Annotated in this window: 12 protein-coding genes; 8 read left to right on the top strand and 4 right to left on the bottom strand. The window is 74.6% G+C overall.

Translation table 11 applies throughout. The features are described from left to right. The first annotated feature begins 111 nt into the window (after positions 1 to 111). Both Q7L73_RS04815 and budA read left to right on the top strand, forming a co-directional pair. A complete protein-coding gene (locus Q7L73_RS04815; RefSeq protein ID WP_304691458.1) occupies positions 112 to 807 on the top strand; it encodes a hypothetical protein in 696 nt (231 codons plus the stop codon). A 58-nt stretch (positions 808 to 865) separates the two neighbouring features. Next, complete coding sequence (budA, locus tag Q7L73_RS04810; protein WP_304691460.1) at positions 866 to 1,672, top strand: acetolactate decarboxylase; 807 nt, start codon at positions 866 to 868, stop codon at positions 1,670 to 1,672. An 11-nt stretch (positions 1,673 to 1,683) separates the two neighbouring features. Here the strand turns inward: budA and Q7L73_RS04805 are convergent, their stop codons facing one another. After that, entirely contained in the window at positions 1,684 to 3,030 is a 1,347-nt protein-coding gene (locus Q7L73_RS04805) for a helix-turn-helix transcriptional regulator (RefSeq protein ID WP_304691461.1), read from the bottom strand. Between the two features lie 184 nt (positions 3,031 to 3,214). Then, positions 3,215 to 3,787: a TetR/AcrR family transcriptional regulator gene (locus Q7L73_RS04800; RefSeq protein ID WP_304691462.1), complete on the bottom strand. Its 573-nt coding sequence runs from the start codon at positions 3,785 to 3,787 to the stop codon at positions 3,215 to 3,217. A gap of 77 nt (positions 3,788 to 3,864) precedes the next feature. On the opposite strand from Q7L73_RS04800, the gene Q7L73_RS04795 reads away from it, so the two are divergent. Then, positions 3,865 to 5,439, top strand: coding sequence for an MFS transporter (locus tag Q7L73_RS04795; RefSeq protein WP_304691463.1), 1,575 nt, complete (start codon positions 3,865 to 3,867; stop codon positions 5,437 to 5,439). Here the strand turns inward: Q7L73_RS04795 and Q7L73_RS04790 are convergent. After that, complete coding sequence (locus Q7L73_RS04790; RefSeq protein ID WP_304691465.1) at positions 5,436 to 6,347, bottom strand: TIGR03619 family F420-dependent LLM class oxidoreductase; 912 nt, start codon at positions 6,345 to 6,347, stop codon at positions 5,436 to 5,438. The genes Q7L73_RS04795 and Q7L73_RS04790 overlap by 4 nt on opposite strands. A 90-nt stretch (positions 6,348 to 6,437) precedes the next feature. Between Q7L73_RS04790 and Q7L73_RS04785 the strand changes: the two genes are divergently transcribed. From Q7L73_RS04785 to Q7L73_RS04765, 5 genes are all read left to right on the top strand, one after another. Then, on the top strand, positions 6,438 to 7,253 hold the full coding sequence (locus tag Q7L73_RS04785) for an SDR family NAD(P)-dependent oxidoreductase (RefSeq protein ID WP_304691467.1): 816 nt from the start codon (positions 6,438 to 6,440) through the stop codon (positions 7,251 to 7,253). A gap of 114 nt (positions 7,254 to 7,367) precedes the next feature. Next, positions 7,368 to 9,044, top strand: a complete 1,677-nt coding sequence (locus Q7L73_RS04780) for a class I adenylate-forming enzyme family protein (protein ID WP_304691468.1) — start codon at positions 7,368 to 7,370, stop codon at positions 9,042 to 9,044. Next, positions 9,041 to 10,207, top strand: coding sequence for a substrate-binding domain-containing protein (locus tag Q7L73_RS04775; protein ID WP_304691469.1), 1,167 nt, complete (start codon positions 9,041 to 9,043; stop codon positions 10,205 to 10,207). The genes Q7L73_RS04780 and Q7L73_RS04775 overlap by 4 nt, the downstream gene beginning before the upstream one ends. Continuing rightward, positions 10,204 to 11,733: a sugar ABC transporter ATP-binding protein gene (locus tag Q7L73_RS04770; protein ID WP_304691470.1), complete on the top strand. Its 1,530-nt coding sequence runs from the start codon at positions 10,204 to 10,206 to the stop codon at positions 11,731 to 11,733. The genes Q7L73_RS04775 and Q7L73_RS04770 overlap by 4 nt, the downstream gene beginning before the upstream one ends. Beyond that, positions 11,730 to 12,800: an ABC transporter permease gene (locus tag Q7L73_RS04765; RefSeq protein ID WP_304691472.1), complete on the top strand. Its 1,071-nt coding sequence runs from the start codon at positions 11,730 to 11,732 to the stop codon at positions 12,798 to 12,800. The genes Q7L73_RS04770 and Q7L73_RS04765 overlap by 4 nt, the downstream gene beginning before the upstream one ends. On the opposite strand, the gene Q7L73_RS04760 is transcribed toward Q7L73_RS04765, so the two are convergent. Then, a complete protein-coding gene (locus Q7L73_RS04760) occupies positions 12,797 to 13,651 on the bottom strand; it encodes an SMP-30/gluconolactonase/LRE family protein (protein ID WP_304691473.1) in 855 nt (284 codons plus the stop codon). The two genes, Q7L73_RS04765 and Q7L73_RS04760, sit on opposite strands and share 4 nt — an antisense overlap. Between the last annotated feature and the right edge of the window lie 59 nt (positions 13,652 to 13,710).

Raw genomic sequence — 13,710 nt, 5'->3', positions numbered from 1 at the left:
AGATCGGCGTTTTTTTCCCGTCCTGTAGCGATGGCACGCTCCAGCCTTCAGTCGGAGGCGTCACCCGCCGACTATGGAAGCGAGCCTTGCCCACTTCGAGGAGGACCTGCCATGTCGACGAGTGCCCCGATTCCGCCTGACGACCAACCGACCCGCGTGACGCCGCCGGCCGGCGCGCCGGGCCCCGCCGCGCAGCCTCCCGGCGCCGGCGGCGGCAAGACGTACAGCGCGGGCGTGCTCGCCGCGATCGCCGTCGCGGTGCTCGTGATCGCCGGCGTCGGCGGCTACTTCATCGGCCACAGCAGCGGCGACGACAGCGGCCAGAAGTCGGGCTACGACAAGGGCTTCACCGCCGGCCAGGAGCAGGTCCACGCGCAGTACAGACCGGGCCAGCAGGCGTACGAGACGATCTACGCCAAGGGCAAGGCCGACGGCGTCGCCGAGGGCACCAAGCAGGGCCAGGCGCAGGGCGAGAGAACCGGCGAGGCGCAGGGCCAGAGAGTCGGCTTCGAGCAGGGCCAGAGACAGGGCGTCAGCACCGGCGAGGCCGAGGGCGTCAGACAGGGCGCGGCGGCCGTGCTCGGCGGCTTCTCGAGCTGGGACGACGGCGCCTTCTACATCATCACGATGAGACCGTCCGACACCGAGGGCGTCGGCTACGAGATCACCAGCCGCACGCAGCTGCAGCCCGACACCGACTACAAGCTGTGCGACGACGGCGGCAGCCAGCAGGTCTGCCAGTCGGCCGCGACCGCCGCGACCGGCGGCGGCACCGCCGACGACGGCGGCGCGACCGGCAACGAGTAGCGCGGCGCAGTCCGAACGGGGGCGAGACGATGCGCGGCGGCGAGGCGGCGGGCTGACGATGGCGAGCGCGATCGATCCGCGGCTGGTCGCCGCGCTGCATCCGCTCGCCGTCCGCCACGGCGCGCTCGGCGACGAGCGCGCCGCGCCGCGGGTCGTCTTCCAGACGGCGACGATCGCGGCGCTGCTCGACGGCGCCTACGACGGCGACCTGACGATCGCCGAGCTGCGCGAGCACGGCGACCTCGGCCTCGGCACCTTCGACGCGCTCGACGGCGAGATGATCGTCGTCGACGGCGAGGTCTGGCGCGCTCGCGTCGATGGCACCGTCTCGCCGGTCGGCGACGACGAGTGCACGCCGTTCGCGGCCGTCACCCCGTTCACCGCCGACGTCACCGTCGCGGTCGAGCGTGAGCTGAGCTGGGACGAGCTGCTGGCGCTGGCGGCGGCCAACTCTCCCATGGAGAGCGGTGCGTTCGCGCTCCGGTTCGACGGCGCGCTGCCGGCCGTGCATGCGCGCTCGGCGCCGAAGCAGCCGCGCCCCTACCTGCCGCTCGCCGAGGCGGCGGCCTCGCTGCGCGACTTCATGCTGGCGCCGTCCGACGGCACGCTCGTCGGCTTCTGCTTCCCGCCCGAGGCGGCCGGCGTCGAGCTGCCCGGCTTCCACCTCCACGTCATCACCGCCGACCGCACCCGCGGCGGCCACGTGCTGAGCGCCCGCGTCGGCCCCGGCACGCTCCGCCTCGGCGCCCTCAGCACGCTCCACATCGAGCTGCCGCCCGGCGTCGAGCTGCCGCCGACCGGCGCCACCGACGCGGCCGGCGCCGCCGTCCTGCGGCGGATCGAAGGCGACGCGCGCGAGTCGTAGGCCGGCGGCGGCTAGGCCCGCTGGCGCTGTTCGAGCGCGGTCGCGAGCGCGGTGCGGCGGGTCACGCCGAGGCGCGAGAAGGCGACGCGCAGGTGCGTGTTGACGGTGTGCTCGGAGATGCCGAGGATCGCGGCGACCTCGCGGTTGGTCGCACCGCCGGCGACCAGCTGCGCGATCTCGAACTGGCGCGGCGTCAGGCCGTACTCCTCCGGCGCCGGGCGCTCGGCGATCATGCCGCCGCTGGCGCGCCGCTCGGCGGCCGCCCGCTCGGCGGTGCCGGCCGCGCCGATCGCGCGCGCCATCGCCTCCGCCTCGCCGAAGCGCTCGGCGGCGACGTCGGGCGCGCCGAGCGCCTGCTGCGCGCGCCCGGCGACCAGCAGCGCGCGCAGCTCCAGCAGCCGCGCCGAGGCCCGCCGCGCCTGATCGGCGGCTGCGGTCGCGCTCGCCTCGGCGTTGAGCGGCCGGTCGTCGGCGAGCGCGACGAAGGCCGAGGCCATGCCGGCGAGCGAGGCGCCGAGCGGCTGGCGCGAGAAGCCGAGCCGCTCCAGCGCCGTCAGCTGCGCCAGCGCGTCGGTGCGGTCGTCGCGGCCGACCGCCAGCCGGATGCGCGTGTCGAGCAGCAGCGAGCGCACCAGCGGATGCAGCTGCCGCAGCTGCTCGGGCGCGGTCGCCGGCTCGATCAGCGCGCGGCAGCCGGCGAGGTCGCCGGCCTCCAGCCGCACCGCCGCGACCCCCCAGGCGGCGATCGCGTCGAGCGCCGCCGGATCGTCGACCTGCGAGCGCAGCGCCAGCAGCTCCTCGCCGGCCTGCAGCGCGGCGTCGCGCTCGCTGTCGTTGCTGCGCCGGCGGGCGAGCGTCGCGAGCGCGACCGCCAGCAGCAGCGGGTCGTCGCCGTCGCGGGCGAGCGCCACAGCCTCGCGGACGGTCGCGTCGGCGCCGGCGAGGTCGCCTGCGACGGCCGAGGCCATCGAGCGGATCGCGAGCGTCGGTATGACGACGCTCGCCTGCTGGTCGCTACGCGCCAGCACCGCCGCGCGCGCGAGCCGGTCGCGCGCGCCGCGCACGTCGCCGAGCACCGCCCAGTCGACGACGCCGATCCACAGCAGCGGCTCCAGCCGCTCGGCGTCGGGGGCGTCGTGGCCGCGCGCGAGGAAGCTGAGCGCGCTGTTGCGATGGCGCAGCGCGGCGTCGATCTCGTCGTCGGCGCCGCGTGCCGCGGCGAGCTGGGCGTGGGCGGTCGCGACCGCCAGCGACAGGCCCTGCTCGCGGCCGCGGGCGAGCCGCTCGCGGGCGTCTGCGTCAAGTGAACGGAGACGTTCTGCGCAAGGTACGCCGAACGTCCCCCTGAGTGCATGCACCAGGATCGATCCGGCTGTGCCGCTCCCGTACGGCACGGGTCCTGCGGTGCGTCCTTCCATCTCGGAGGCGGATCGTAACCGGGGAAAGGCATGCCGCGTCCGATGGTCTGAATCGTTGTGTCACATTGGCGTTCGATTGGCCGGTCAGCCGAACGGTTGCCGGGGCATCGCGCTGCAGCGGGGTTCAGCTTTGGGGCGGTGTCAGCAGGGCGACCAGCGTCAGCGAGAGCAGCCGTTCGGCCTCCGCCGCGTCGAGCAAGCCGCTGCGATCGGTCTCGACGGCGCCCATCGCAGCCTGGCGCAGCATCAGCACCTGCCAGCTCGCCGGCATGTCGTCGCGCACCTCGCCGCGCGCGCGGGCGCCGTCGAGCCAGCGCAGCGTCGCCGCCTCACCGGCCTGCTGGGCCTCCTCGCCGGCAAGCGCGTCGTGGCCGATCAGAAAGCGGAAGCGGCGGTCGAGCGCGAACGACATCCGCGCGATCGCCGCCATCACCTGCTCCAACGGCGGATCGCCGGCGGTCGCCTGCTCCATCGCGGCGTCTATCTCGGCCGCGACGACGCGGAAGATCGCGCGCAGCAGCTCCTCGCGCGAGGGGAAGTGGCGGTAGACGGTCGTGCGCGTCAGGCCGGAGGCGTCGGCGATCTGGCGCATCGACGCGCCGGGGTCGTCGGTCAGCAGCCGCAGCGCGGCTGCGACGACGGCGTCGTAGTTGCGGCGCGCGTCGGCGCGGCCTGGTTCGCGGGAGGTCTCGGACATCGGTCGGCAGGTGAAACGTTACGGTGTGTCACACTTCTCGGCGGTCGCCGTCCCCCAACGATCTCAAGGCCCGCCCCATGACCTCATCAGCAGACGCGGTCGCGCCCGTTCGCGCAAGCGGCCGCGACAACCCTTGGCTCACGCTCGCCGCCGTCGCGCTCGGCGTGATGATGGTCGGCCTCGACGGCACCGTCGTCGGCGTCGCCAACCCGACGATCGCCGCCGACCTCGACGCCTCGCTCGCCGGCCTCCAGTGGGTCACCAACGGCTATCTGCTGGCGCTCGCGGTGCTGCTGATCGTCGGCGGCAAGCTCGGTGACCGCTTCGGCCGCAAGAAGGTCTTCATCGCCGGCATCGTCGGCTTCGCGCTGACCTCGCTGCTGTGCGCGCTGTCGACCTCGATCGGGATGCTCGTCGCCGCGCGCGTGCTGCAGGGCGTCGCCGGCGCGCTGCTGATGCCGAACACGCTCGCGCTGCTGCGGGCGGCCTTCCCGCCGGCCGAGCTGAACCGCGCGGTCGGCATCTGGGGCGGCTCCTCGGCGCTCGCCGTCGCCTCCGGCCCGATCGTCGGCGGCCTGCTCGTCGAGCACGTCTCGTGGGAGTCGATCTTCCTGCTGAACCTGCCGCTCGGCCTGGTCGCCGCGCTCGTGACGTGGCGTTGGGTGAGAGAGTCGAAGGACGAGACGCACGTCGGCACCTTCGACCTGCCGGGCGTGGCGCTGCTGTCGGGCGGGCTGTTCCTGCTGATCTGGGGCGTCATCAAGGCGCAGGACCATGGCTGGGGCTCGGCCTACGTGATCGGCTTCGGCGTCGCGGCGATCGTCGTGCTGGTGCTGTTCGTGCTGCGCGAGGCGCGCGCCGGCGACGCCGCGCTGCTGCCGCTGGACCTGTTCCGCGACCGCTCGCTGTCGGCCGGCGTCGTGCTCGTCGTGACCGGCTTCTTCGCGCTCTTCGGCGTGCTGTTCTTCATCGGCCTGTACCTGCAGAACGTGCACGGCTACAGCCCGGTCCAGACCGGCGTGCGGATGCTGCCGCTGACCGCGACGTTCGTCGTCAGCGCCCCGCTCGGCGGCCTGCTGACGGAGAAGTTCGGCCCGCGCGTGCCGCTGTGCGTCGGGATGCTGATCCTGGCCGGCTGCTTCCTCGGCCTGACCGGGCTCGGGGTCGACACCGGCTACGGCGGCCAGTGGCCGTACTTCTTCCTGATCGGCCTCGCGATGGGCATGGTGATCGTCGCCTCGACGGAGGCGATCGTCGGCAACGCGCCGATCGAGCGCGGCGGCCTCGCCGGCGGCCTGCAGTCGACCGCCAACCAGCTCGGCGGCGTGCTCGGCACGGCCGTGCTCGGCTCGGTGATCGTCTCCGGCGTCGGCTCGGCGCTCGGCGACAAGCTGTCCGACGCGGGCGTCACCGGCGCCGCCGCGCAGGCGGTCGAGGGCCAGAAGGAGCTGATCGCGCAGGGCGTCGCCCCGGTCTCGCCCGACATGCCCGCCCAGCTCGCGCAGGCGGTCACGAAGGCCTCCTACGAGTCGTTCATGTCCGGCCTCCACACGGCGATGTACGTCAGCGCCGTGCTCGCCCTCATCAGCGCCGGCCTCGCACTGATCGTGCGCAGAGGCCACGGCGCCGGCGAGGGCGCGATCCACATCTAGAGCGCCGCGCGGAAGCCGGCGACGAGCGCGGGGAAGAGCGCGATCGCGGCGGCCGGGTCGTTCGTCAGCGCCGCGAGCGGGACGAAGACGTCGGTCGCGCCGGCGGCGGCGAGGCCCGGCAGCGCGGAGAGCGAGCGCTCCAGGTCGGGCCGGCGGCGCTCGTCGCGGACGATCGGCAGCGACATCCGGACGCGGAAGCCGGCCGGGTCGCGGCCGGCCTCCCGCAGCGCCTCCTGCAGCCGCTCGGCGCCGGCCGCTGCCGCGTCGCGGCCCGTCGGCGGGCTCGGGATCCAGCCGGCGGCGAAGCGGGCGATCCGCGCGAGGTTGCGCGGGTGCAGCTCGCCGCCGACCCACAGCGGCACGCCGCCGGGCTGGCGCGGCGCGGGCGCGCAGGTGACGTCCTCGAAGCGCAGCCGCGGCGACTCCCAGTCGACCGCGTCGCCGCTCCACAGCGCCTGGCAGATCGCGAGCGCGTCGTCGAGCAGGCGGCCGCGCTCGCCGAAGTCGAGCCCGACGGCCTCGTACTCCTTCGCCAGCCAGCCGCTGCCGACGCCGAGGTCGAGCCGGCCGCCGGAGAGCTGGTCGAGCGTCGCCGCCGTCTTCGCCAGCAGCGCCGGCGGCCGCAGCGGGGCGATCAGGATCCCGGTCATCAGGCGGGCGCGGCGGGTGCGGCCGGCGATCGCCGCGAGCGTCGTCAGCGGCTCCAGCCAGGGCGCCTCGGCGCCGCCGGGGAAGCTGCCGTAGGGATAGCCGGAGAGGTCGCCGCCGAGCGCGACGTGGTCGACCACGCTGAGCGCGTCGGCGCCGGCGTCGTCGGCCGCCGCGGCGACGTCGAGCAGGCCGTCCCAGCCGTCCGGCGGCAGGAAGTCGTGGTAGTTCGACAGGCCGACGATCAGTCGTGGTGCCATCGCGCGCTCTCCTCTCGCGGGCCGTCCGTTGACCCGTCGCTCTCAGCTGACAACCTAGCGCTTGCTTGGATTCAAGGGAAGGAGAGCCTGATGGAGAGTCCGCATCGACCCGGCCCGCTGCTGGGCGGCCGCTTCGCGGTCGTGACCGGCGGTGCCGCGGGGATCGGGGGCGCGATCGTCGCCGCCTTCGCCGCGCACGGCGCCGAGGTGCTCGCCGTCGACCGGGACGAGGGGGCGCTCGCGCCGCTCGCGGGAGGCGCGATCCGCACGCTCGCGCTCGACGTCACCGCCGACGGCGCGGCGGCGCGGGTGCTGGAGGCCTGCGGCGACGAGGCGCCCGACGTGCTCGTCAACAACGTCGGCCACTTCCTCCTCCCGCCGACCCCGTTCGCCGCAGGCGACCCGGCCGGCTGGGAGGCGATCGAGGCGGTCAACCTCACCCACGTGCTGCGGATGACGCGGGCGCTGCTGCCGGCGATGGTCGCCGCCGGGCGCGGCGGCTCGATCGTCAACCTGACGACCGTCGAGGCGTTCCGCGGCATCCCGGGTCACGCCGTCTACGCGGCGTGCAAGGCGGCGGTGACGCAGTTCGGCCGCTCGCTCGCGCTGGAGGTCGGTCGTCACGGGATCCGCGTCAACGCGATCGCGCCCGACGTCGTCGAGACGCCGCAGCTGCCGTACTCGGACTGGGTGCCGGAGCAGGAGCGCTGGCGCTGGAGGACGTGGGCGCCGCTGGCGCGCCACGGCACGGCGGACGACGTCGCCGGCGCCGCGCTCTTCCTCGCCTCGCCGCTGGGCGCCTTCGTGACCGGCACGACCGTCCACGTCGACGGCGGCACGCTCGCCGCCGGCGGCTGGTACCCGCGCCACGGCGGCGGCTGGACGAACCGGCCGCTGGATCCGTGAGCGCCACCTGCCGCGGCGCGCTTGACGCCGCCGCCGTCGCGGGCTAGCCTCACCAACCAAGCAATTGCTCGGTTGATCGAGGCCGAGCGGCTTGACGTGAGGAGAGACCAGCCGATGGGCGCCGAGATCGCGACCCCCGTCAGACGCACCCCGACGACCGTCCACGCGGCCGCCGACGCGGCACGCCACCACGCCGCCGGCCACTGGAGCGAGCAGACCGTCGGCGCCCACGTGCGCCGCGCCGCCGCCGCGCGGCCCGCTGCGCCGGCGCTCGTGACCGCGTCGGCGCGGCTCGGCTGGGCGCAGTACGACGGTGCCGCCGACCGGCTCGCGGGTCAGCTCGTCGCCGCCGGCCTGCCGCGCGGCGCCCACCTCGCCGTGCTGCTGCCCGACGGGCCGACCGCGCACGTCGCCTACCTCGCGGCCGAGCGCGCCGGGCTGGTCGTGATCGGCGTCGCCGCCCGCTCCGGCGAGCGCGAGCTGCTGCACCTGCTGCGGCTCGCCGAGGCCGACGCGCTGCTGAGCCACGCCGACCCGCGCGGCCTGCCGCTGCAGCCGCTGCTGGCGCGGCTGCGCGCCGAAGGCCTGCCGCGACTGCGCTCGCTGGTCGTGCCCGACCTCGCCGCCGACCCGCGCGGGGAGGTCCTCGCGGACGGGCATGCCGTCGAGCCGGCGCACGTGCAGGCCGGTCGCCAGCTGCACCCCGACGAGCTGTTCCTGCTCAACTCGACCTCTGGCACGACCGGGCTGCCGAAGTGCGTCGTCCACAGCCAGCAGCCGTGGCTGCTCGCCGGCCGCCTCGCGATCGCCAACGGCGAGCTGACGGCCGACGACACGATCCTCTGCGCCGTCCCGACGCCGTACGGCTTCGGGCTCTGGAGCGGCCACGTCGCGCCCGCGCTGCTGGGTGCCCCGACCGTCCTGCTGGAGCGGTTCGACGTCGACACGATGCTCGCGCTGATCGAGCGCGAGCGGGTGACGATGCTGGCCGCCGTCACGACCCAGCTGGCGATGATGCTCGCCGCCGCGCAGACCGGCGCGCGCGACCTCTCGTCGCTGCGCGTCGTCTTCACCGGCGGCGAGGCGGTGCCGCCGGAGCGCGCGGCCGCCTTCGAGCGCCTCAGCGGCGCGAAGGTGCTGCAGTTCTACGGCGCCAACGAGACCGGGATCGTCTCCGGCACGACCGTCCGCGACGACGACCGCCGGCGGCTGCGCACCGCCGGCCGGCTCGCGCCCGGCGTCGAGCTGCGCAGCGGCGACGGCGCCGCGCTGGTGCGCGGCCCCGGGCTCTCGGGCGGCTATTGGCGCGACCCGGAGGCGAACGCCGCGCTGCGCGACGCGGACGGCTGGATGCGCACCGGCGACCTGCTCGCGCTCGACCGCGACGGCTGCCTGAACGTCGTCGGCCGCGCCTCCGACATCGTCATCCGCGGCGGCAAGAACATCAGCGCGCCGGCGGTCGAGGCGGAGGTCGCCGGCGACCCGCGGATCGCGCAGGCGGCGGTCGTGGCGATGCCCGACCCGACCTTCGGCGAGCGCGTCTGCTGCTACGTCGCGCCGGCGCCGGGGACGGCGGCGAGCGAGCTGACGCTGGCGAGCGTCGTCGCGCGGCTGACGGCGCGCGGGCTGACGCGCGAGTGGCTGCCCGAGCACCTCGTCGTGCTCGAGCAGCTGCCGCTGTCAGCCGGCGGCAAGGTCGCGAAGACGCAGTTGCGCGAGGACATCCGGCGCCGTCTGGCCGCCGGCGAGCGCCCGGAGACCGGCCGGGCCGGAGGAGGAGGAGCGACGTGAGGACCAACGCACGACTGGCCGCGCTGGCGACGATGGCGGCGCTCGCGCTGCCGCTGACCGCCTGCGGGTCGTCCGGCGACGACGGCGGTGCGGGGACGGCGACGAGCGCGACCGCCGGCGCCGCGAAGAGCGCGACGACCGCCGCCGGCGCGGCGGGAGCGAACGCCGCCGCCGTCGCGAGAGCGATCCGGCGGCCGACCTCGATCGGGATCGACGCGCCGCTCAGAGGCGGGATCCCCAGAGACAAGACGATCTGGTGGATCCAGTGCTCGTCGCCGGCCTGCGTGGCGCTCACCAAGCCGCTGAAGGCGGCGACCGACGCCGTCGGCTGGCAGCTGAGAGTCGTCAACGCCGGGCTGACGCCGGAGACCGTCAAGGCCGCCTGGGACCAGGCCGTCCAGGGCGATCCCGACGCGGTCATCGGCAGCGGCTTCTCGCGCGCGCTCTACGAGCCGGAGCTGAAGGCGCTCGCCGAACGCGGCGTGCCGGTGCTCAACATGACGACCGCCGACCCGCCCGAGGACGGCTACGCGGCGACGCAGAACTACGGCCCCGACTTCCTTGCCGCCGGCAGACGGCTGGCGCAGTACGTGCTCGCCAGAGGCGGCGACGACGTGCACGCGGCGACGATCACCGTCAGCGCCTTCGCGAACCTCGGCTTCGTCGCGAGAGGCTTCTCCGCGGAGCTGAAGGCGCAGTGCGCCGGCTGCACGGTCGACGAGCAGATCGTCCCCGCGACCAGTCTCGGCGACGACCTGCCGACGCGGATCGCGACCTACCTGCAGGCGCACCCGGACGTCAACTGGGTCTACGTCGGCTACGCCGACATGATGGTCGGCGTCCCGCCCGCGCTCGCCTCGGCCGGGATCGCCAGAGACAAGGTCCGCTTCGTCACGCTCGACAGCCTCCCGACGACGGCGCAGTACATGCAGGACGGCAGCTACCTCGTCGCCGCCGAGGGCTCGCCGAAGCCGGAGATGATGTGGCGCCACGTCGACTTCCTGCTGCGCCACTTCAACAGAGAGCCGACCGAGCCGGCGACCGCGCACACGCTGCCGACCTGGACGCTGACGGCCGAGACGCTGCCGAGCACGACCGACGACTTCCCGCTCGTGGAGGACTACGAGCAGCAGTACGAGGCGCTCTGGGGGGTGAGCGGATGAACGCGGTCGCGACCGCGCCGCTGATCGAGGTCGAGCGTGTGTCGAAGACGTTCCCCGGCCAGCGTGCGCTCGCCGACGTCTCGTTCGCGATCGAGCGCGGCGAGATCCACGCGCTCGTCGGCGAGAACGGCTCCGGCAAGTCGACGCTGATTAAGGCGCTGGCCGGCTTCCACGCGCCCGACCCGGGCGGTCGGATCGTCGTCGCCGGGGAGGAGCTGAAGGACAGCTCGCCGCAGGACGTGCGGCGGCTCGGGCTGCGCTTCGTGCACCAGGACCTCGGCCTCGTCGCCGAGCTGAGCGCGGCCGAGAACGTCGGCCTCGCCTCCGGCTTCGCCAGACGCGGCGCGAAGATCGCCTGGGGCGAGCAGTGCGCGCGCGCCGAGGCGCTGCTGGCGCGGATCGGCGTCGAGATCGACGTCGAGCGGCCGGTCAGCGAGCTGAGAGCGGTCGAGCGCAGCGCGATCGCGATCGCCCGCGCGCTCGACGAGCTGCACGGCGAGATCCGCCTGCTGGTGCTCGACGAGCCGACGGCGGCGCTGCCGCCGGCGGAGGTCGAGGCGCTCTTCCGCGTCCTCCACGAGGTCGTCGAGCAGGGCGTCGCGATCCTCTACGTCTCGCACCGGCTGGAGGAGATCCTCGGGCTCGCGCAGCGCGTCACGGTGCTGCGCGACGGCCGCTGCAAGGGCACCTTCCCGATCGAGGGGATGGACCGCGCGCGGCTGGCCGAGCTGATCGTCGGCGAGGAGGTCGAGGCCGACGCGGCCGCGCGGCCGCCGTCATGCGCGACGAGCGAGCTGGTGCTGACGGTCCGCGGCCTGCGCGGCGCGGTGCTGGACGGCGTCGGCTTCGAGCTGCGCCGCGGCGAGGTGCTCGGGATCGCCGGCCTCTCCGGCTCCGGCCGCGAGGAGCTGGCGGCGGCGCTGACCGGCGCCGCGCCCGCGCGCCTGACGGTCGTCGACGGCGACGGCCGCGAGTGGCACGGGATGACGCCCAAGCGAGCGAAGCGGCTCGGCCTCGCGCTCGTGCTCGCCAATCGCCACCCCGACGCCGCGATCGGCCAGTTCTCGATCCGCGAGAACGTCTCGCTCGCGCTGCTGCCGTCGTACACGCGCGGCGGCCGCGTGCGCGGGAGCGAGGAGCGGGCGGCCGTCGACGGCTGGATGGAGAGCCTCGACATCCGCCCGCACGACCCCGACAAGCTCTACAGCTACCTGTCGGGCGGCAACAAGCAGAAGGTCATCCTCGCGAAGTGGCTCAACACGAGCCCGACCGTCTTCGTGATGGACGACCCCACCAGCGGCGTCGACATCGGCGCCCGCCACGGCATCTACGGCCTCGTCCGCGAGCAGGCCGCCGCCGGCGCCGCCTTCGTCGTCTGCTCCTCCGACCTGGAGGACTTCGCCGGCGTCTGCGACCGCGTGCTGGCGCTCGTCGGCGGCCGCGTCGCCGCCGAGCTGAGCGGCGCCGAGATCAGCGAGAGCCGACTGCTGCAAGCGATCGTCACGAACACGGGGAAGGACGCATGAGTCAGAACGTCGTCAACGCCGAGGTGCCGCGCGCGGCCCGCCGCCGCCGCGCGCCGGCCGGGCAGCGGCTCGCGCGCGGGCTGTCCTTCAGAACGATCGGCGCGGTCTACGTGTGGCTGCTGCTGGTCGTCGTCTTCGCGATCTGGATCCCCGACCTGTTCCTGCGCGAGGAGACGCTCAAGACGGTCCTCAACCAGTATTCGATCACCGCGCTGGCGGCGCTGTCGATCGTCGTGCCGCTGACGACGGGCGTCTTCGACCTGTCGATCGGCTCGACGATGGGCCTCGCCGGGATCCTGTCCGCGTGGCTGCTCGGCAACACCGACCTCAGCCCGCTGATCGTCGTCGTGCTGGGCGTCGCCGCGGGCGCGCTCGTCGGCCTCTTCAACGCGCTGATCGTGGTGAAGATGAAGATCGACTCTTTCATCGGCACGCTCGCCACCGGCTCGATCCTGGCCGCGCTGACGCTCGGCATCTCCGGCGACCAGATCCTCACCGAGCGGGTCGCGGGCGGCTTCAGCGACATCGCCTCCAAGGACGTCGGCGGGATCCAGCTGCCGGTCCTCTACATGATCGTGCTGATGGTCGCGATCGGCTTCTTCCTCGAGCAGACCGCCTCCGGCCGCTACTGCTACGCGACCGGATACAACCCGGAGGTGACGCGGCTGGTCGGCGTCAGCGTCGATCGCGTGCGGACGCTCGCCCTCGTCTTCTCCGGCTGCGTCGCCGCCTTCGCCGGCGTCGTGCTGACGGCGCGGATCCAGGCGGCCGACCCGGCCAACGGGCCCTCGTACATGATCCCCGCCTTCTCGGCCGCCTTCCTCGGCGCGACCCAGTTCCGCCACGGCCGCTTCAACCCGTGGGGGACGATCGTCGCGGTGCTGATGCTCGGCACCGGCTCGGTCGGCCTGCTGCTGGCGGGCGCGCCGACGTGGGCGCCGCAGATCTTCCAGGGCGCGGTGCTGATCGCGGCCGTCGGCGTGACCGTGATCCAGCGGCGGCCGAAGGCGGACGCGGAGGCCGCGCCCGCCTCGCCCCCGGCCCCGGCCGCGGGCGCCGCGGCCTAGGCGGCGGGCACCGTGACGCGCAGCCGGCGGATCGCGCCGCTGCGCTCGCGGGCCGCCTGCTCGGGCAGCCAGCTGCCCGACGTGCAGACGAACAGGTCGCGGCCGTCGGCGCCGCCGAGCGCGACCGCGTACGGGTCGGCGACGGCGAGGCGGTCCGTGATCGCGCCGCCGCGGTCGACGCGGATGACCTCGGCGGAGAACGGCGAGGCGACCCAGACGCCGTCCTGCGCGTCGATCGCGAGGCCGTCGGGGAAGACGGCCGCGTCGAACTCGGCCAGCGTGCGGCGGCCGCTCAGCGACCCGTCCGCCGGGTCGACGTCGAAGGCGGTCAGGCGGCCGGGGCTCGCGCGCGTCTCGGCGACGACCAGCGTCGCGCCGTCGCCGCTGAGCACGAGGCCGTTGGCGAACAGCATCCCCTCGGCCGCCGCGCTCGCGGTGCCGTCGGGCTGGACGAGCGCGAGCGTCGCCGGACGGGGCGGGTCGGGCGGCGCGCTCGCGTCGCCGTAGTTGCCGACGTAGGCACGGCCGCGGCCGTCGACGACCATGTCGTTGACGTGCCACGCGGCGATCGCCGACAGGTCGGCGTGCTCGACGAGCGTGCCGTCGGGCTCGCGCCGCAGCAGCCGCCGGTCGTGGGTCGAGCTGATCAGCAGGCGGCCGTCGGGCAGGAAGCCGAGGCCGGAGGGGCGGCCCGGCACCTCAGCGACGGTCGCGGTCTCGCCGCTCGCGGGGTCGAGCCGCAGCACCGCGCAGGCGTGGGTGTCGGAGAACCACAGCGCGCCGTCGTGCCAGCGCGCTCCCTCGGGGAAGGCGAGGCCGGTGACGAGGGTCTCTACGGCAGGGGGATTCATGGCGGTACACTAGCGCACCAAGCAATCGCTTGGTAGATTTGCCGCGCCTCGCGTTGCGA

This window comes from Conexibacter sp. CPCC 205762 (genome assembly GCF_030646155.1).
Classification (GTDB): Bacteria; Actinomycetota; Thermoleophilia; order Solirubrobacterales; family Solirubrobacteraceae; genus Conexibacter.
The sequence above is the reverse complement of the archived record's forward strand: the minus strand, read 5'-3'. Positions and strand labels throughout refer to the sequence as shown.